Origin of the sequence: Agrobacterium sp. LR_9 (assembly GCF_041954855.1) — a bacterium.
In the GTDB taxonomy this organism is placed as follows: domain Bacteria; phylum Pseudomonadota; class Alphaproteobacteria; order Rhizobiales; family Rhizobiaceae; genus Agrobacterium; species Agrobacterium leguminum.
The window spans coordinates 35,631-52,232 of record NZ_JAVAYA010000017.1; the positions used below are offsets into that span (position 1 = coordinate 35,631).

The window sequence follows — 16,602 nt, forward strand, 5'->3', positions numbered from 1 at the left end:
GGGCCAAAAATCTCAAAACAAAAGATTAACTTCCACCCCTAACCGTTAATAACCATTACATAAATGTAATTTTAAATTCAGTTTCCGTTCATTCGTTTATTCGTAAGTTCTCCTCATCGAAACACGAGAGGAAACTTCCATGAAAAAGTTCGTCACCATTCTTCTGGCTGCCACCGTTCTCGCCGCTCCGATGGCTCAGGCCCAAAGCCGCCACGACGATCGCCATCGCGGCGTCACCGTCGAGCGTCAGGTCACCACCAAGAAGGTCATCGTCAAGAAGCACCGCTGGGATCGCGGCCAGCGCCTTTCGGCCCGTGAGCGCCGCAACATGGTAGACCGTCGTGACTACCGCCGTTACCACCTTGCAGAACCGCGCCGCGACCAGCACTGGGTACGCGTCGACAACCAGTTCCTGCTCATCAACGCCGTCAGCGGCCTGATCGTCGGCCTCGCCGCCGCCCGCTAATCCAGGCATCGATGAAATGAAAAAGGCCCGCTCGCGCGGGCCTTTTATCGTTTGTCGTTTCCGCCGATCAAAAAATGTCGGCGCCGCTGCCCCACGGGCCGTGCGGCTTGTCCACACCGTCGGTGCGTTCGAAACCATGGGCGCCGAAGAAGTCGCGCTGCGCCTGAATGAGGTTGGCGCTGCCGCGACCACGGCGATAGGCGTCGAAATAACCGAGCGCCGAAGCCAGCGCCGAAACCGGCAGGCCGGAGAGAACGGCATAGGAAACAACACGGCGCAGCGGTGCGTCGGTATCCTTGACGATGCCGGCAAAGGCAGGCGTCACGATGAGGTTGGCCACATGCGGGTCCTTGGTGAAGGCCGACGTGATCTCATCGAGGAATTCCGAGCGGATGATGCAGCCGGCGCGCCAGATGCGGGCAATCGTCGGCATCGGCAGGTTCCAGTTGAACTCCTTGGAAGCGGCCGACATGATCGCGAAGCCCTGCGCATAAGCGCCGACCTTGGCGGCCAGAAGCGCGCTTTCCAGATCGGCGATGAAGGCCTTTTTGTCAGCCGGTGCAGGCGCAAGGGTCGGCAGGCCGAAGATCTTCTCGGCAGCTTCACGCTCGTCCTTCTGCGAAGAGAGAATACGCGCAGCCACGGCCGCTTCGATGGCGGTGGCGGCGACGCCCATGTTCTGCGCCTCGATGACCGACCACTTGCCGGTGCCTTTCTGGCCAGCCTTGTCGAGGATCAGGTCGACCATCGGCTTGCCGGTGATCGGATCGGCGGCGCGCAGAACCTTCTCGGTGATTTCGATCAGGTAGGAATTCAGGCGGCCCTTGTTCCATTCGGCGAAAACATCGGCGATTTCGACGGCGCTCATGCCAAGGCCGTCCCGCAGGATGCCGTAGATTTCGGCGATCATCTGCATATCGGCATATTCGATACCGTTATGGATGGTCTTGACGAAATGGCCAGCGCCGTCATTGCCGAGCCATGCCACGCACGGATCGTTGTTGTACTTGGCGGAAATGGAAGTCAGCACCTTCTCGACGCGCTTCCAGCTGTCCTCGGTGCCGCCGACCATGATCGACGGTCCATGACGCGCACCTTCTTCACCGCCGGAAACGCCCATGCCGATAAAAGTCAGGCCGCTATCCTTCAGATTGTCGAAACGGCGGATCGTATCGCGGAAATTCGCATTGCCGGCGTCGATCATGATGTCGCCGTTGGCGAGATGCGGTTTCAGGATTTCCATCTGCTGGTCAACCGGATCGCCGGCCTTGATCATGATGATGATCGGGCGCGGAGGACGAATGGCGGCGACGAATTCCTCGATGGTTTCGCAGGGGATCAACTGTCCCTGCAAGTCCCCAGCCTCGGCGTAGAATTTTTTCGTCGCTTCAGGGGTTCGGTTGAATACGGCAATCTTGTTGCCCTTTTCCGCGATGTTCAACGCCAGGTTCGAGCCCATGACGCCGAGACCGATCAAACCGATTTCTGCCTGTTCCACGGATGTGCCTCCATCTTGCTTTTTGGTGGTCGTGTTGTGGCACTGTAATGAACAAACGGCAAGGCTAGCCGCGACTGAAACGATTAAATTTTGATGACGCAAATCAGCTTTGCATATTTGCGGCAGGTCGAGGCCGGCTCAAAATGGCAAGCCCGACTCGCCTCTTATGATCGTCGGGGCCGGTCGTCACCATCATCCAGCGCCCGCCAGGCGGCCCCGTCCATATCCTCATATTGGCCCGAACGCACCGACCAGAGGAAGGCGAAAAGGCCGAGCGCTCCTAAAAACAGCGCGACGGGAATGAGATAGATCAGCATGTTCATGCCAGTTGCGCCCCCTCGCCTGCAAATCCGGTCTTCGCTTCATTCTGAGGACGGACGGTTTCAGCCGTACCGGCAAGACGCAACGCATTGGCGACGACGATCAGCGAGGACGTCGACATGGCGATGGCCGCGATCATCGGCGTCGCATAACCGGCAATGGCAATCGGCACGGCGATGATGTTGTAGCCGATGGCAAGCGCGAAGTTCTGCCGGATCAGCCTTCCTGCCCGTTGCGATGTCTCGATTGCGAAAGGCACGGCATCGAGATCCTCCTGCATGAACACGAAATCGGCGGCCTGCCGGCCGATATCGGCGGCGGTGGCGGGCGCCATGGACACATGCGCGGCGGCGAGCGCCGGCGCGTCGTTGATACCGTCTCCCACCATCAGTACCCGCCGCCCCTCGCCCGCAAGCTCGGCGCAACGCGCCGCCTTGTCCTTCGGCGATAGGTCCGCACGCCAGTTACCAATCCCCAGCCGCTGCGCCATGGCGCTGACGGCTGCTGCCCGGTCACCCGAAACGATTTCCTGCATAAGCCCCCGTACCGACAGGCTGCGCAATGCCGAAACCGCACCCGCGCGCGGATTATCCTCGAAGCCGAAGCTTGCCAGATGCCCGCCATCGAGGGACAGCACCACTTCCGAGCGCGCATCGCCATTGTCGATGCTCGCTTCACTTGGGCACGCGAAACGGCGATTGCCCAGCCGATAGGTTCCGGCTTCCGTTTCCGCCTCGACGCCGGAGCCCGGAATTTCCCGCACCGCCTCATAGGCCGGCACCGCGCCGCTATAGGCAGCATGCAGGGCTTTCGACAATGGGTGACGCGAATGGGCGGCAAGCCCCGCTGCAATCGCCATGGTGACGGGCTTCACATCGCCAGTCTCAACCAATCTCGGTTTGCCGATAGTCAGGGTGCCGGTTTTGTCGAACAGCACGGTATCGATTTCGGCCAGCCGCTCCATGGCCGAGCCTTCCTTGACCATGATGCCGTGCCGGAACAGCCTTCCGGCGGCCACCACCTGCACGACGGGAACGGCAAGGCCGAGCGCGCAGGGGCAGGTGATGATGAGAACCGCAATGGCGATCAGCATCGCCTGTTTCCAGTCACCGCCGAAAATGCCCCAGCCGAGAAACGTCACCAGCGCAAGAAGATGCACCACGGGAGAATAATAGCTTGCGGCGCGGTCGGCGATGCGCCGGTAACGCGCCCGCCCGCCTTCGGCCGCCTCCATCAGCCCGATCACTTCCGAAAGGAAGGAATCTTTTGCCAATGCCGTCACCCGCGCAGTCAGCGAACCGGTGAGATTGAGCGTACCGGCCTGAAGGCTGTCGCCTGCCGCAACGCGGCGCGGCGCGCTTTCACCGTTGACGATGGACATGTCGAGATCGCTGCTGCCGGAGACGACCACGGCATCCACCGCCACACGGTCGCCAGCCGCAATCGCAATCGACATTCCCGGCTGGATATCGGCAAGCGGCCGATACTCCCGCGTTCCATTCTCACCGATCACCGTTGCCCCGCGCGGCGAAAGCCGGGCAAGCCCGGCAATGGCCGAGCGCGCCTTGTCACGCATGATATGGTCAAGCGTCCGGCCGATCAGCAGGAAGAACAGCAGCGACACGGTCGCATCGAACCAGGCATGTTCACCGTGATGGATCGTCTCCCACAGGGAAACGGCATAGGAAAGCGTGATGGCGAGTGCGATCGGCACATCCATATTGGTACGGCCATGTTTCAGCGCGTTCCAGGCCGATTGATAGAAGAAACGCCCGCCATAGATCAGCGCCGGCGCGGCGATCATCGCCGAAATCCAGTGGAACATGTCGCGCGTCGCCGCATCCGCCCCCGACCAGACGGAGACGGACAGAAGCATGATATTGGCGGAAGCAAAACCGCACAGCGCCACCGCCCTGATCAGCTGCGAACGCAAGGCGTCCGAGGCATCCTGCCCGCTGGCGAAAAGATGCGTGCGATATCCCGTCGCAAGAATGGCGCGGGCAATCTCGGCAGGGTCAGTCCTGACGCCGTCGACTTCTTCTTTCCAGACGACCGCCACGCGTTTGGACGACAGGTTCACGCGCGCCCGCTCCACTTGGCGCAGACGGCCGAGCGCGGTCTCGATGGTAGTGATGCAGGCGCCACAATACACATCCGGCACGCTGAGGTCGGTCTGGCGCAGCCCCTGCCCCAGATCGCGGCTCGCCAGCAACAACTCCTCCGACGATGGCGGATTGACCGGCTCGCCGAGTTGCAACGAACCTTCCGTTCCCGGTGCGCAGCAGCTCATTTGCGCCCCCTGATGACGGCAATCCGCGTGCCCTCATGAACGATGATCCGGCCGTCCTTGACGGCGGTGACCTCGACGATCCATTGGCCCGGCAGCATGTCATGCGGGCCGGTGAAGACGCCGGTGGAAACCGGGGTCAGTTCCATGTCGAAATTCTGGCGTTCACCGACGGGCCGGCGAAAATGCGCCGTCACCTTATCGGTGTCGACCGGGCCGGTGTCGGGATGAAACACCTCATATCGCACCGTCTTTTCATCCACGATGAGCTTGCCCTTGATGCCGGTCGCGGCCCTTGCCTTGGCGGCTTCCGCCTTGGCGTTGAACTGCTGGCTGGCCACATAGGTATTGGGCACGACAAGCCCGCTCCAGCTGTTGACCGCGTTCCAGGCCATCACCATGTTGACGGTGATGACGGTGCCGAAAAACAGCAGCATGACACCCAGCATATGCCAGCCGGTGAACGTGAAACCGGACGTCTGGCGATTGTTCACGGTCATTTTTTCACTCCCGGAGCGTTGAATACAGCATCGTAGCGGGCCGTCTCATGGCCGCCCGTATCGCTGACGATGAATTCGAAATTTTCCGCCGCCCGCGCAACATCTTTGCCCGGCAGAGTGACGAAGACCTTCAGCGTCGTCGCCTCGTCCGGCTCCACCGTCACTTCGAAGGTGCGCGCGGCCGTATCCGGCATGCCGTTGATCTTCATCACCGCATTCGGAATGCCCTCGATGGTCAGGTTCATCGTGCGTGGCTGCGGCACCATGTTCAGAATGCGCACCGTATAGCCGTTGCGAATGGAACCGTTCGATTCCAGCACATATTGCGGATTGCGGTCATGCAGGACATTCAGCGCCAGCCGCTCGCGCGTCACCAGCGCAAACAGCATGCCGATACCGACCGCCGACCAGATGGCCGTGTAAAGCAGCGTGCGCGGCCGGAAGACGATGCGCCAGTTGAAGTGGCGGACACTCTTCCTGAAGCTGCCGTCCTCCTCACGCACATTGGCAGGGCGGATGGCGTGCTCACCATTGCCGGTCGCCAGCGCCATGTTGGACTGGTATTCGGAAAGCGTCGCATAGGCGATCAGCCCGCGCGGCTTGCCGATCTTGTCCATCACCCCGTCGCAGGCATCGATGCAGAGCGCGCAGGTGATGCATTCCAGCTGCTGCCCGTCCCTGATGTCGATGCCCATGGGACAGACCGCGACGCAGGCATTGCAATCGACGCAGTCGCCGATGCTTTCCCCTGCCGCCGCAGCCTTCTTGGCATGCCGCGAGCGCGGTTCACCGCGCCAGTCATTATAGGTGACGACAAGCGAGTTCTCATCCAGCATCGCCGCCTGAATGCGCGGCCAGGGACACATATAGGTGCAGACCTGTTCCCTCATCAGCCCGCCGAAGACATAGGTGGTGGCGGTGAGGATGGCGACGGTGGAATAGGCGATCATCGGCGCCTGCCCGGTCATGAACTGCATCGCCAGTGTCGGCGCATCGGCGAAATAGAAAATCCATGCGCCGCCGGTCAGAACGCCGATCACCAGCCAGATCGCATGTTTCAGCACCCGCTTGCGCAATTTGCCGAATGTGAAGGGCGCGGCATCCAGTTTCATGCGCGCGTTCCTGTCACCCTCTATCGCCCGTTCGACCACCAGAAACAGGTCGACCCAGACGGTCTGCGGACAGGTGTAACCGCACCATGCGCGCCCGACAGCGGAAGTCACGAGAAAGAGCCCAAGCCCGGCCATGACCAGCAATCCGGCGACGAAGAAGAATTCCTGCGGCCAGATTTCGATGAAGAAGAAATAAAAGCGCCGGTTGGCGATATCGATCAGCACCGCCTGATCCGGCGCATAGGGACCGCGATCCCAGCGCAGGAACGGCGTCAAATAATAAATGCCGAGCGTGACCAGCATCACCAGCCATTTGAAGCGCCGAAACCTGCCCTCGGCGCGCTTGGGAAAAATCTTCCTGCGTGCCTCGTAGAGCGGTTTGCGCGTTTTTGCGGAATTGACGGCTTCCGCCTCCAGCCTCTCGACAGGCTGTTGCGGGCGATCCTGTCCGGCGCGATAGATGTTCATGATAGGAGTCCGTTTTTATCTCCTTGCTTTCTCCCATCTCCCCGGTGAAACATCCTTGACTTACATCAAGTGACGACAAAGTGGCGCAGTATGGGAACGCGCCGCCAAGGGAGGATGAAATGCCTGTCATGCAGTCGAGAATCATTCATCTGTCGGTCGAAAAACCCTGGAGCCACGTCTATGACTTCGCCTCCAACCCGCAGAACATGCCCCGCTGGGCCGCGGGCCTTGCGGGCGGCCTCACACCGGACGGCGAGGACTGGATCGCCGAGGGCGGGCCGCTTGGCGAAGTGCGCGTCAATTTCGCGCCCGCAAACGAGTTCGGTGTCATCGACCATGTCGTGACATTGCCGGATGGCGTGAAGGTTTATAACGCGCTACGGGTAACGCCGAACGGCAGCGGCACGGAGGTGAGTTTCACCCTGCTTCGCCTTCAGGAGATGACGGACGAGGATTTCGAGCAGGATGCAAAAGCGGTCACGGCCGATCTCGAAACGCTGAAGGCGCTGCTCGAAAAGGATTGATGGAGGAAGCATGACCACGAATACGAACGACCGGCGGATCGATTATGTCGAATTCAACGTCGCCGATATCGAGCGCAGCAAGGAATTTTACGGCGGCGCGTTCGGCTGGTCCTTCAAGGATTACGGTCCGCAATATTGCGAGTTTTCCGATGGCCGGCTGACCGGCGGTTTCACCACGACGGCTCCGGTCTCGGCCAAGGGCGGACCGCTCGTCATTCTCTACGCCGACGATATCGAGGATGTGCAGCGACGCGTCGAAGCCGCCGGCGGGCAGATCAGCGTCGCAATCTTCGAGTTTCCGGGCGGCCGGCGTTTTCACTTCACCGATCCGGACGGATACGAACTGGCCGTCTGGTCGGACCGATAAGAAAAAGGCCGCATCGCGGCCCACATTGAAACCTCTCCGTCATGCCGGACTTGATCCGGCATCCAGCCACGGCGCGTCTGCGCCGTGAGAAGAGTCTTTTGCGATCAATGACTTGATCGCGCTGGACCCCGGATCAAGTCCGGGGTGACGGAGTGCGGATGAGGTACTCTGCCCAAAACATCTCCGCGTGGCCTTAGGGCCGCATCACGCGGCCCTTTGCTTTTCTACCTCAAGCAATCACTCACCCCCGCCAAGCGAATGAACGAAGATCGCCAGCTGCTTGACCGTCGTATCGCCGAGACGCTCACCCCAGGCGGGCATGACCCCGTGCTTGGGCGAACGGATCTGCGCGGCGATGCCTTCCTCCCCATGCGCCTTCAGCCAAATCGCGTCGGCCAGATTGGGCGCGCCGAATTCGCGATTGCCCTTGGCATCTTCCCCGTGGCAGGAGGCGCAATTGTCGGCAAAGAGCTGCTTGCCTGGCTCCACCAGAGCCGGGTTGGATGGGGTGCCGGTGAGGCTGACGACATAGGCCGCAACCTCGCGGATTTCGTCCGATTTCAGAATTTCACCGAAAGCGGGCATTTCCGAAGCACGCGTATCCGCATCGTCGGCAAAACGAATGCCATGCTTCACCGTCGTATAGATGTCGTCGACGCTGCCGCCCCACATCCAGTCGTCATCGTTGAGGTTGGGATAGCCCTGCCCGCCTTCCGCGCCCGAACCGTGACACTGAATGCAATTGACCTTGAAAGCGGCAGCGCCGCCGGAAAGGGCAAATTGCATCAGGGTCGGGTCGGCCTGAATTTCGGCAAGCGACGAATTGGCGATCTTGTCGACAAAGACGCTCTGCGACTGTTTTGCATCGGCAATTTCGGCGGCAATATCGCCGCGGCTGTTCCAGCCGAGCAACCCTTGCGTCGCCCCATTGATCAGCGGCCATGCCGGATAGGCGATGGTATAGCCGATGGCCCAGAGGATCGTAAAATAGAAGGTCCAGACCCACCAGCGCGGCATGGGATTGTTCAGCTCGCGGATACCGTCCCATTCGTGGCCGGTGGTTTCGACGCCGCTGATGTCATCAATGTGTTTTTCGGACATATCCTAGTCCTCCTTGAGCGGAATGCTGGCGGCATCGTCCGCGGCCTTCTTCGAGCCGGGGCGAAGGGTGAAAACGACGACGCCGGCAAAGAACAGGGTCATGGCAAGCAGACCCCAGCTATCGGCGAAGTGGCGCATGGCCGTGTAGGTTTCCATGGCTCACACCTCCTCACCGGTATCCGGCGGCATCGTCATAGGTCGAGAAATCGACCAGCGTGCCGAGCATCTGCAGATAGGCGACCAGCGCATCCATTTCGGTGAGCTTCGCCGGATCGCCGTCGAAATCGCCCACCTTCGCTTTCGGATAACGCGCCAGAAGTTCCGACGAATCCGCATTCGGGTCGGCCTGGGCGGCAAGATCGGCAGCGGATTTCTCGATCATCTCGTCGCTATAAGGCACGCCGACAGCGCGGTTGGCCTTCAGCTCCATGGAAACATCGGTGATCTTCAGCGGCGTGGTCTTCAGGAACGCATAGGAGGGCATGACCGATTCCGGCACCACCGAACGCGGATCGGCCAGATGCTGCACATGCCATTCGTTCGAATAACGGTCGCCGACGCGCGCAAGGTCAGGACCCGTGCGCTTGGAACCCCACTGGAACGGATGATCGTACATGGATTCAGCTGCCAGGCTGTAATGCCCGTACCGCTCCACCTCGTCGCGGAACGGCCGGATCATCTGGCTGTGGCAAACGTAACATCCCTCTCGGATGTAGATGTTGCGCCCGGCCAGTTCCAGCGGCGTGTAGGGCCGCATGCCCTCCACCTTCTCGATGGTGTTTTCGAGATAAAAGAGCGGTGCGATTTCAACGATGCCGCCGATGGAAACGACCAGCAGGGAGCCGACCAGAAGCAGCGTCGCGTTGCGTTCGATGACGCCGTGTTTGTCAAGTATGGACATCGGCCTCTCCTTATTCAGCAGGCTGCAGCGAAGGAGCCGCGTCCTTGCTGGCGCCCTCCTCGCGTTGATGACCGAGGATGGTCATCGTGACGTTGTAGGCCATGATCAGCGCGCCACTGAGGAACATCAGGCCGCCCAATGCACGCATCACGTAGTAGGGGAACAGCGCCGCGACCGATTCCGCGAAGGAATAGACGAGGAAGCCTTGGGCATCATATTCGCGCCACATCAGCGCCTGCTGGATGCCGGCGACCCACATGACGGCGGCGTAAACGACGATGCCGAGCGTGGCGAGCCAGAAGTGCCAGTTGACCAGTTGCAGGCTGTAGAGACGCTCCCTGCCCCAGAGTTTCGGCGTCAGGTAATAGATCGCGCCGAAGGTGATCATGCCGTTCCAGCCGAGTGCGCCGGAATGAACATGGCCGATGGTCCAGTCGGTATAGTGGCTGAGCGAATTGACGGCCTTGATCGACATCATCGGGCCTTCGAAGGTCGCCATGCCGTAGAAGGCAACCGCCATCACCATCATGCGCACGACGGGATCGGTACGGATCTTGTCCCATGCGCCCGAAAGCGTCATCAGACCGTTGATCATGCCGCCCCACGAGGGCATCCACAGCATCACCGAGAACACCATCCCGAGCGTCTGCGCCCAGTCCGGCAGCGCTGTATAGTGCAGGTGGTGCGGGCCGGCCCAGATATACATGAAGATCAGCGCCCAGAAGTGGATGATCGACAGGCGGTAGGAATAGACCGGGCGGTTCACCTGCTTCGGGATGAAATAATACATCATGCCGAGGAATCCGGCCGTCAGGAAGAAGCCGACGGCATTGTGGCCGTACCACCATTGCGTCAGCGCATCCTGCACGCCCGAAAAGGCCGAGTAGCTCTTGACGCCGAGAAACGAGACCGGAATGGCGAGATTATTGACGATATGCAGCATGGCAATCGTGACGATGAATCCCAGGTAGAACCAGTTCGCCACATAGATATGCGGCTCCTTGCGCATGAAGATCGTGCCGAGGAAGGCGACGAGATAGGCAACCCAGACGATGGTCAGCCAGATATCGACATACCATTCCGGCTCCGCATATTCGCGGCCCTGCGTGATGCCGAGCAGATAGCCGGTGGCGGCCATGACGATGAAGAGATTGTAGCCCCAGAACACGAACCAGCCGAGATTGCCGCCGAACAGGCGGGCCCGACAGGTTCTCTGCACCACGTAAAAGGAGGTGGCGATCAGCGCATTTCCCCCGAAAGCGAAGATCACCGCCGATGTGTGCAGCGGCCGCATCCGGCCGAAATTGAAATAGGGCGCGATATTGAGATCGGGAAAGGCGAGCTGAAGCGCCACCACGACGCCGACCAGAAAGCCGACGACACCCCAGAACACGGTCGCAATGACGCCGTATTTCACCACCTCATCGAAATATTCCGACTTGAGGCGGGCACGCGCGGCTGAATCGACAGGCGCGAAGGAGACACGGCGCAACAGAAGCACCGTGCTGACCAGAAGCGTAAAGAACAGCACCCACATATGGGCGGCGAAAAGACTGTCATGGGCAAAGGCTGCCCCAAGCAACGCGAGAAAGGCCCCAAGGGCCACGATCGCGGTTTCTAACGTGTAATTCATTGTTGGTTTCCCCCAACGTGCAAGCCGACCGACGAAAGGCACGGCACGCGCCTGGGAGAGCGGAAACGCGCCTTTGCGTCGGTTGGAGCATTGCCACCAGCAGGGGAACGCCACCTTGATCCAGATCAAGAATGCAAAGCTGTCGCAGCCCCGGCAAAACGGGGCGCGGCTTTATGAGAGGAATTTGCGTAAGAGCAAAAATACACGGCGATGTCGGCCCGCTTTCGCGGGTGCCGCTTCAGCCCTTCATCTTCAGGGGCAGACCGGCGGCGACAAAATAGACCTCACCGGCAATGGCGGCGATTCGCTGATGCAGGCGGCCGGCGTGGTCGCGAAATTCCCGCGCCATGCGGTTTTCCGGCACGATGCCGAGACCGACTTCGTTGGAGACAAAAATCAGCTTTGCCCGAGCCGATACAATCGCCGCCTCGAGCGCCGCAAAGGCAGCCTCGATATCGGCATTCTCCATCATCAGATTGGTGAGCCACAGGGTGAGGCAATCGATGAGAACGACATTTTCCGGCGCATCGAGCTGCTCCAGCACGGCGGCAATATCGACGGGCGCTTCATGGGTGGTCCATTCACCGCCGCGTCGCCCCTGATGATGGACGATGCGGTCGCGCATCTCGTCATCCCATGCCCGGCCGGTGGCCAGATAATGCAGGCTTCCACCGAACTTGCCCGCAAGCTCTTCCGCAAAACGGGACTTGCCGGAGCGCGCGCCGCCAAGAATGAAAACGGAGCGGTTTTTATCTGTCATCTAAAACCTGAAGGAAGAGAATGAAGTGGACCGGCATCTTCGCCGTGTCGAAAGCCAGGGACAGGCAGACATGAAGGGAACGATTCGTAGAAAAAGGCGTCCCCCGGTTGTTCATGCCGGACTGCCGCTGATACCGGACCGGAGAGACAAAACCTGCCTGCGGGATGCGGGACATATCACAGCCTTGGCAACTCCGGATACCGGAAACACCGGTCCTGATGAAAGGCTAGGTGCGAACGGCCATCCTGTCAATCGGTCCCTGCCGTTAGCCAAAAATCAGGCGGAACCGGAACGCAAAACCTTAATCCGGAACCGGCAGACCTGTCGTCCGCGACTGGATTGATAAAGCGACTTGGTTACCGGAAAGTTAGCGAAAAACCGAATGATGAAACCGCAACGCCAAAGGAGAATATGGAGTGACGGCAGCCGCCGCCATTGCCTTGCCATGGCCTTCAAATCAATATGCTTTCGAAGATTCGCAAACAGCAAGGTGGCCTGCCCGTGATGACCGTCATGGACTATATCTCGATCGTCGTTTTCATCCTGTTATGGGCCGTCTATACCCATGTCACGACGGGAACGCGGCTATTTTCGAGAGCCAGCCTCAATCAGGCCATGGCCGAGCGTCGGCGAGACTGGATCATGAATTCGCTGAAGCGCGACCTGAAGATGATCGACACGCAGATCATGGCCGGCCTGCAGAACGGCACCGCCTTTTTCGCTTCCACCTCCATCTTCGCCATTGGCGGATGTTTCGCGCTTCTGGGCGCGACAGAACAGGTCGAATCGGTGTTTCGCGACATGCCTTTCGTGCATTATGCGGGGCGCACGGCCTTCGAACTGAAGGTCATCGGACTCACCTGTCTTTTCGGTTATTCCTTCTTCAAGTTCGGCTGGTCCTACCGCCTGTTCAACTATTGCACGATACTGTTCGGCGCCATTCCCATGGTCCACGATGTCGGCGCCGATCGCGAGGCGGCGGAGCGGGCGGCGGAAAACGTCATAAAGATGAACATCATCGCTGCTAAGAACTTCAATGACGGCCTGCGGACCATCTTTCTGTCCATCGGTTATCTCGGCTGGTTCATCAGCCCTTACGTCTTCATCGCCAGCACGGTCATCATCATCGTGGCGCTGCTACGCCGCCAGTTCTTTTCCGAAGCACGACGCGCCATCATGGAAGAAAACAGGCCTTGAAATAGCCGCACTTCAAGGGCCAAGCCCAGCGTGATACCGGCCTCCCCGAAAGCTTGAAAAACGGAAACCATGGACACGAACGCAGCCGCAAACGAAAACCGCCGCAAAGGCCGCATAGGCGGTCTCGACACCCTGCGCGGGCTGGCCCTCATCGCCATGGCGTCCTACCACTTCACGTGGAATCTGGAATATTTCGGCTATCTCGAACCCGGCACGGCGACGACCGGCCTGTGGAAACTCTATGCGCGCGGCATCGCCAGCTCGTTCCTGTTTCTGGCCGGTTTCAGCCTGTTTCTCGCCCATGGCAAGGGCGTGAACTGGCCGTCCTTCGGCAAGCGCTTTGCGATGGTGGCCGGCTCGGCGCTGCTCATTACCGTCGCCACCTATTTCGCCTTTCCGGACAGCTTCATCTTCTTTGGCATATTGCACAATATCGCCGCCGCAAGCCTTGTCGGGCTGTTGTTCCTGCGAGCACCCGCGGCCGTGACGCTGCTTTTTGCGGTGGTCGCTTTCATCCTGCCGCACTATCTGCAATCGGAGCTGTTCAACGCAAAATGGCTGGCCTGGATCGGTTTTTCCACCATGCCGCCCCGCTCGAACGATTATGTGCCGCTGCTGCCCTGGCTTGCGCCCTTCCTCGCCGGCCTTGCGGTGTCGCAATTCGTCACACCGCGCGACTGGCTCGACCGCTTTCGAAGCCCGAGTTCGCCTCGCAACCTGATCGCAGGCGCCGGCCGTCACAGCCTTGCCTTTTACCTCATCCACCAGCCGGTGCTGATCGGCCTCGTCTACACGCTGTCACTCATCGCCCCGCCCCCGCCTGTCGATCAGGTCGAGCTTTACAAATCGAGCTGTGAAAAGAGCTGCGTCGAGCAGGCGAACGGACTGGAACTGTGCCAACGTTTCTGCGGCTGCACGCTGGAGAAGCTGCAGGCAGAAAACCTGTTCGACACGATGATGGAAGGCAAGCTCAGCGCCGATCAGCAGACGAAGGTCAGCGAGGTGGCGAAGCAGTGCACTGTTGAGGCGCAGTAGGCTCAGGTAGCCAGAACGTTAGCGCTTGCCGCCTTTTCTTCTCCCCGCCGGGGAGAAGGTGGCCCGAAGGGTCGGATGAGGGGGCAACGTCGGCGATAAATCGAGAGCTTGCCCCCTCATCCCGCTGCCGCGACCTTCTCCCCGGCGGGGAGAAGAGACAAGCGAAACCCGCTCGTTCCATATGCAACAAAAGTGAAAAGGCTTCGGAGCCATTCTTGACAGCTACGTCAACGGAATAGCCAACACCGCTATAGGGCCGGGGCCGGCTTCAAGTCCCCACGCCGATTTCGGCAAGCCGCGTCAGACAGGCTTCTTCGACATTGTCGAGTTCCGCCAGCGTCTCTTCGATGTCCTTGCGTTTTTGCCGAAGCTCCGCGCGCTTTTCATCGACCTTCTTCATCAGAAGCACCAATTGGCCCGATTCGCCCGGCGGTTCCTTGTAGACGTGGATGATTTCGCGAATTTCGGAGATCGTGAAACCGATACGGCGGCCGCGCAGGATTTCCTGAATGAGGCGGCGGTCCGCAGCCCTGAAAAGCCGTGTGCGCCCGCGACGCTCAGGGTGAATTAGCCCCTCGTCCTCGTAAAATCTCAAGGTGCGGGTGGAAACACCGAATTCGCGTGTCAGTTCGGTTATGCTATAATACTTGTCCAAGGGCCTATCCGATTCATAACCGGATGATATTATTTGACCTTCACGTAAAAGTCAATTTTCGCCCGCCCGGCCTTACCCGGAAATACCGTACCACCAGGTCGCGATCCCCAGAAAGGCGAAAAAGCCGACAATATCGGTGACCGCCGTGACGAAGACCGCCGAGGAGACCGCCGGGTCCGCCCCGAACTTGTCGAGCACCAGCGGAATGAGAATGCCCGCCAGCGCCGCCGCCAGCATGTTGAGACACATGGCCGTGGCGATGATGCCGCCAATATGGATATCCTGAAACCAGATACCGGCAACAATGCCGATGGCGCAGCCGAACAGCATGCCGTTCAGGATACCCACACCCGCCTCACGCCGGATGATGCGCGCGGCGTTGTGAATATCGAGGCTTTTGGTGGCAAGTGCCCGCACCGACACCGTCATGGTCTGCGACCCGGCATTGCCGCCCATGCCGGCCACCGCCGGCATCAGGATCGCCAGCGCGACGATCTGCTGGATCGTCGCATCGAACAGGCTGATGACGGAGGCGGAGAGAAAGGCGGTGATGAGATTGACCGCAAGCCAGGGCACGCGTGAACGCGATGTGCTGGCAATCGAGTCCGACAGTTCTTCGTCACCGACACCGCCAAGGCGCAGCAGATCCTCTTCGGCCTCTTCCTGAATGACGTCCACCACGTCATCGATGGTCAGCACGCCCACCAGTCGGCCGTTGTTGTCGACCACGGCGGCGGAGAGAAGGTCGTATTGCTCGAAAAGCTGCGCGGCCTCTTCCTGGTCCATTTCCGCCGGAATGGAGTGGTTGGTCTCGTGCATGATCGTTTCGATCTTCACCTGACGCTTGGCGCGCAGCACCTTGTCGAGATCGAGCGCGCCGACCAGCTTGAAGGTGGGGTCGATGACGAAGATCTGCGTGAAGGAATCCGGCAGCTCCTCCTCCTCGCGCAGATAATCGATGGTCTGCCCCACTGTCCAGAACGGCGGCACAGCCACGAATTCCGTCTGCATGCGGCGGCCGGCCGAGCTTTCCGGATAATCCAGAGCCCGCATCAGCCGCACACGTTCGGTGAACGGTAGTTGCGAGAGAATATCCTCGCGGTCCTCGTCGTCGAGGTCCTCGAGAATATAGACGGCGTCGTCCGAATCCAGCTCGCCGATACCGGCGGCGATCTGCTCGTTCGACATCTGGTCGACGATATCGAGGCGGATGCCCTCATCCACCTCGGTCAGCGCCGTCATGTCGAAGTCGGAACCGAGAAGACGCACCAGCGCATGGCGCTGTTCCGGCAGGATGGATTCCAGCACGTCGCCGAGTTCGGATTCGTGCAGCCGCGCCACGTTCTTGCGCAGGAAAAGCAGATCGCGGTCAGCGATCGCAGCGCCCACCATCGTCAGAAAATCCGAGCGGACGGAGCCGTCTTCGGCGTAAATATCGGAGGGCGCTTCCGCAGGCTTCATGTCCTCGGGCGCGACAGGATCGTCGTCACGGTCTGTCATCTGGCGTCCCCTTGTATTCAAATGCCGCAGTGCACGGATGCGCAGGCAGAATGGCGTTAAAAGGTTTATTGTCAACAACCGGATAGCGGCAAATAAACAAGCTCTCCGGCTGCGGCGAAAAATCCATTCGACATTCCTCTTCCGGTTCGCAGACTTAGCCACGGCCAGCGGCTATAGGCATGTTTAGCGAGGCTTTGCAGCTTGTTTTGCGACAACGCCCACCCCCTTTACGCCGTTCCCGTTTTAAATGTCGAACGGGCGAACAAAGGTTTCGCCG

General features: G+C 60.0%; 17 protein-coding genes. 5 read left to right on the forward strand and 12 right to left on the reverse strand.

The genetic code is table 11. The features are described 5' to 3' along the window. Positions 1-139 precede the first annotated feature (139 nt). Positions 140-466, forward strand: a complete 327-nt coding sequence (locus RAC79_RS18520) for an RcnB family protein (RefSeq protein WP_142845513.1) — start codon at positions 140-142, stop codon at positions 464-466. Between the two features lie 67 nt (positions 467-533). Here the strand turns inward: RAC79_RS18520 and gndA are convergent, their stop codons facing one another. The 5 genes from gndA to ccoG form a co-directional block, all read right to left on the reverse strand. After that, positions 534-1,964 (reverse strand): NADP-dependent phosphogluconate dehydrogenase, encoded by a 1,431-nt coding sequence (gene gndA / locus RAC79_RS18525; RefSeq protein ID WP_174039158.1) that lies wholly within the window; start codon positions 1,962-1,964, stop codon positions 534-536. A 164-nt stretch (positions 1,965-2,128) separates the two neighbouring features. Then, positions 2,129-2,287, reverse strand: a complete 159-nt coding sequence (gene ccoS / locus RAC79_RS18530; protein ID WP_003502794.1) for a cbb3-type cytochrome oxidase assembly protein CcoS — start codon at positions 2,285-2,287, stop codon at positions 2,129-2,131. Further along, positions 2,284-4,575, reverse strand: coding sequence for a cation-translocating P-type ATPase (locus tag RAC79_RS18535; RefSeq protein WP_174039159.1), 2,292 nt, complete (start codon positions 4,573-4,575; stop codon positions 2,284-2,286). Before RAC79_RS18535 ends, ccoS begins: the two co-directional genes overlap by 4 nt. Beyond that, positions 4,572-5,072 (reverse strand): FixH family protein, encoded by a 501-nt coding sequence (locus RAC79_RS18540; protein WP_142845515.1) that lies wholly within the window; start codon positions 5,070-5,072, stop codon positions 4,572-4,574. The genes RAC79_RS18535 and RAC79_RS18540 overlap by 4 nt, the downstream gene beginning before the upstream one ends. Then, positions 5,069-6,652: a cytochrome c oxidase accessory protein CcoG gene (gene ccoG, locus RAC79_RS18545; protein ID WP_065655454.1), complete on the reverse strand. Its 1,584-nt coding sequence runs from the start codon at positions 6,650-6,652 to the stop codon at positions 5,069-5,071. Before ccoG ends, RAC79_RS18540 begins: the two co-directional genes overlap by 4 nt. A 119-nt stretch (positions 6,653-6,771) precedes the next feature. On the opposite strand from ccoG, the gene RAC79_RS18550 reads away from it, so the two are divergent. Then, a complete protein-coding gene (locus tag RAC79_RS18550; RefSeq protein ID WP_142845516.1) occupies positions 6,772-7,176 on the forward strand; it encodes an SRPBCC family protein in 405 nt (134 codons plus the stop codon). A gap of 10 nt (positions 7,177-7,186) precedes the next feature. Next, positions 7,187-7,543 (forward strand): VOC family protein, encoded by a 357-nt coding sequence (locus tag RAC79_RS18555; protein ID WP_078053007.1) that lies wholly within the window; start codon positions 7,187-7,189, stop codon positions 7,541-7,543. A 237-nt stretch (positions 7,544-7,780) separates the two neighbouring features. On the opposite strand, the gene ccoP is transcribed toward RAC79_RS18555, so the two are convergent. From ccoP to cobU, 5 genes are all read right to left on the reverse strand, one after another. Continuing rightward, positions 7,781-8,644 carry a cytochrome-c oxidase, cbb3-type subunit III gene (gene ccoP, locus RAC79_RS18560; protein ID WP_142845517.1) on the reverse strand — a complete coding sequence of 288 codons (864 nt, stop codon included), beginning with the start codon at positions 8,642-8,644 and terminating at the stop codon, positions 7,781-7,783. Positions 8,645-8,647: 3 nt separating this feature from the next. Beyond that, positions 8,648-8,800: a CcoQ/FixQ family Cbb3-type cytochrome c oxidase assembly chaperone gene (locus RAC79_RS18565; protein WP_003502810.1), complete on the reverse strand. Its 153-nt coding sequence runs from the start codon at positions 8,798-8,800 to the stop codon at positions 8,648-8,650. A gap of 13 nt (positions 8,801-8,813) precedes the next feature. After that, positions 8,814-9,545, reverse strand: coding sequence for a cytochrome-c oxidase, cbb3-type subunit II (gene ccoO / locus RAC79_RS18570; RefSeq protein ID WP_065655033.1), 732 nt, complete (start codon positions 9,543-9,545; stop codon positions 8,814-8,816). A 10-nt stretch (positions 9,546-9,555) separates the two neighbouring features. Continuing rightward, positions 9,556-11,178 carry a cytochrome-c oxidase, cbb3-type subunit I gene (gene ccoN, locus RAC79_RS18575; protein ID WP_065655032.1) on the reverse strand — a complete coding sequence of 541 codons (1,623 nt, stop codon included), beginning with the start codon at positions 11,176-11,178 and terminating at the stop codon, positions 9,556-9,558. A gap of 238 nt (positions 11,179-11,416) precedes the next feature. Continuing rightward, the gene (cobU, locus tag RAC79_RS18580; protein ID WP_142845518.1) at positions 11,417-11,938 is read right to left on the reverse strand and encodes a bifunctional adenosylcobinamide kinase/adenosylcobinamide-phosphate guanylyltransferase; all 522 of its coding nucleotides are present in this window, start codon (positions 11,936-11,938) and stop codon (positions 11,417-11,419) included. A 504-nt stretch (positions 11,939-12,442) separates the two neighbouring features. Here cobU and RAC79_RS18585 point away from each other — a divergent pair. Both RAC79_RS18585 and RAC79_RS18590 read left to right on the forward strand, forming a co-directional pair. Further along, on the forward strand, positions 12,443-13,135 hold the full coding sequence (locus tag RAC79_RS18585; RefSeq protein WP_003524993.1) for a DUF599 domain-containing protein: 693 nt from the start codon (positions 12,443-12,445) through the stop codon (positions 13,133-13,135). Between the two features lie 69 nt (positions 13,136-13,204). After that, positions 13,205-14,170, forward strand: a complete 966-nt coding sequence (locus RAC79_RS18590) for a heparan-alpha-glucosaminide N-acetyltransferase (RefSeq protein ID WP_065655030.1) — start codon at positions 13,205-13,207, stop codon at positions 14,168-14,170. Between the two features lie 268 nt (positions 14,171-14,438). On the opposite strand, the gene RAC79_RS18595 is transcribed toward RAC79_RS18590, so the two are convergent. Together RAC79_RS18595 and mgtE are read right to left on the reverse strand one after the other, a co-directional pair. Further along, positions 14,439-14,825 carry a MerR family DNA-binding transcriptional regulator gene (locus RAC79_RS18595; RefSeq protein WP_003524989.1) on the reverse strand — a complete coding sequence of 129 codons (387 nt, stop codon included), beginning with the start codon at positions 14,823-14,825 and terminating at the stop codon, positions 14,439-14,441. A 72-nt stretch (positions 14,826-14,897) separates the two neighbouring features. Continuing rightward, entirely contained in the window at positions 14,898-16,325 is a 1,428-nt protein-coding gene (gene mgtE / locus RAC79_RS18600) for a magnesium transporter (protein WP_142779228.1), read from the reverse strand. Between the last annotated feature and the right edge of the window lie 277 nt (positions 16,326-16,602).

Excerpts from the sequence above, each read along its gene's own strand:
- RAC79_RS18520 (WP_142845513.1), top strand. The coding sequence starts at position 140 with ATGAAAAAGTTCGTCACCATTCTTCTGGCTGCCACCGTTCTCGCCGCT.
- ccoS (WP_003502794.1), bottom strand. The coding sequence starts at position 2,287 with ATGAACATGCTGATCTATCTCATTCCCGTCGCGCTGTTTTTAGGAGCG.
- RAC79_RS18535 (WP_174039159.1), bottom strand. The coding sequence starts at position 4,575 with ATGAGCTGCTGCGCACCGGGAACGGAAGGTTCGTTGCAACTCGGCGAG.
- RAC79_RS18540 (WP_142845515.1), bottom strand. The coding sequence starts at position 5,072 with ATGACCGTGAACAATCGCCAGACGTCCGGTTTCACGTTCACCGGCTGG.
- ccoG (WP_065655454.1), bottom strand. The coding sequence starts at position 6,652 with ATGAACATCTATCGCGCCGGACAGGATCGCCCGCAACAGCCTGTCGAG.
- RAC79_RS18550 (WP_142845516.1), top strand. The coding sequence starts at position 6,772 with ATGCCTGTCATGCAGTCGAGAATCATTCATCTGTCGGTCGAAAAACCC.
- RAC79_RS18555 (WP_078053007.1), top strand. The coding sequence starts at position 7,187 with ATGACCACGAATACGAACGACCGGCGGATCGATTATGTCGAATTCAAC.
- ccoP (WP_142845517.1), bottom strand. The coding sequence starts at position 8,644 with ATGTCCGAAAAACACATTGATGACATCAGCGGCGTCGAAACCACCGGC.
- RAC79_RS18565 (WP_003502810.1), bottom strand. The coding sequence starts at position 8,800 with ATGGAAACCTACACGGCCATGCGCCACTTCGCCGATAGCTGGGGTCTG.
- ccoO (WP_065655033.1), bottom strand. The coding sequence starts at position 9,545 with ATGTCCATACTTGACAAACACGGCGTCATCGAACGCAACGCGACGCTG.
- ccoN (WP_065655032.1), bottom strand. The coding sequence starts at position 11,178 with ATGAATTACACGTTAGAAACCGCGATCGTGGCCCTTGGGGCCTTTCTC.
- cobU (WP_142845518.1), bottom strand. The coding sequence starts at position 11,938 with ATGACAGATAAAAACCGCTCCGTTTTCATTCTTGGCGGCGCGCGCTCC.
- RAC79_RS18585 (WP_003524993.1), top strand. The coding sequence starts at position 12,443 with ATGACCGTCATGGACTATATCTCGATCGTCGTTTTCATCCTGTTATGG.
- RAC79_RS18590 (WP_065655030.1), top strand. The coding sequence starts at position 13,205 with ATGGACACGAACGCAGCCGCAAACGAAAACCGCCGCAAAGGCCGCATA.
- mgtE (WP_142779228.1), bottom strand. The coding sequence starts at position 16,325 with ATGACAGACCGTGACGACGATCCTGTCGCGCCCGAGGACATGAAGCCT.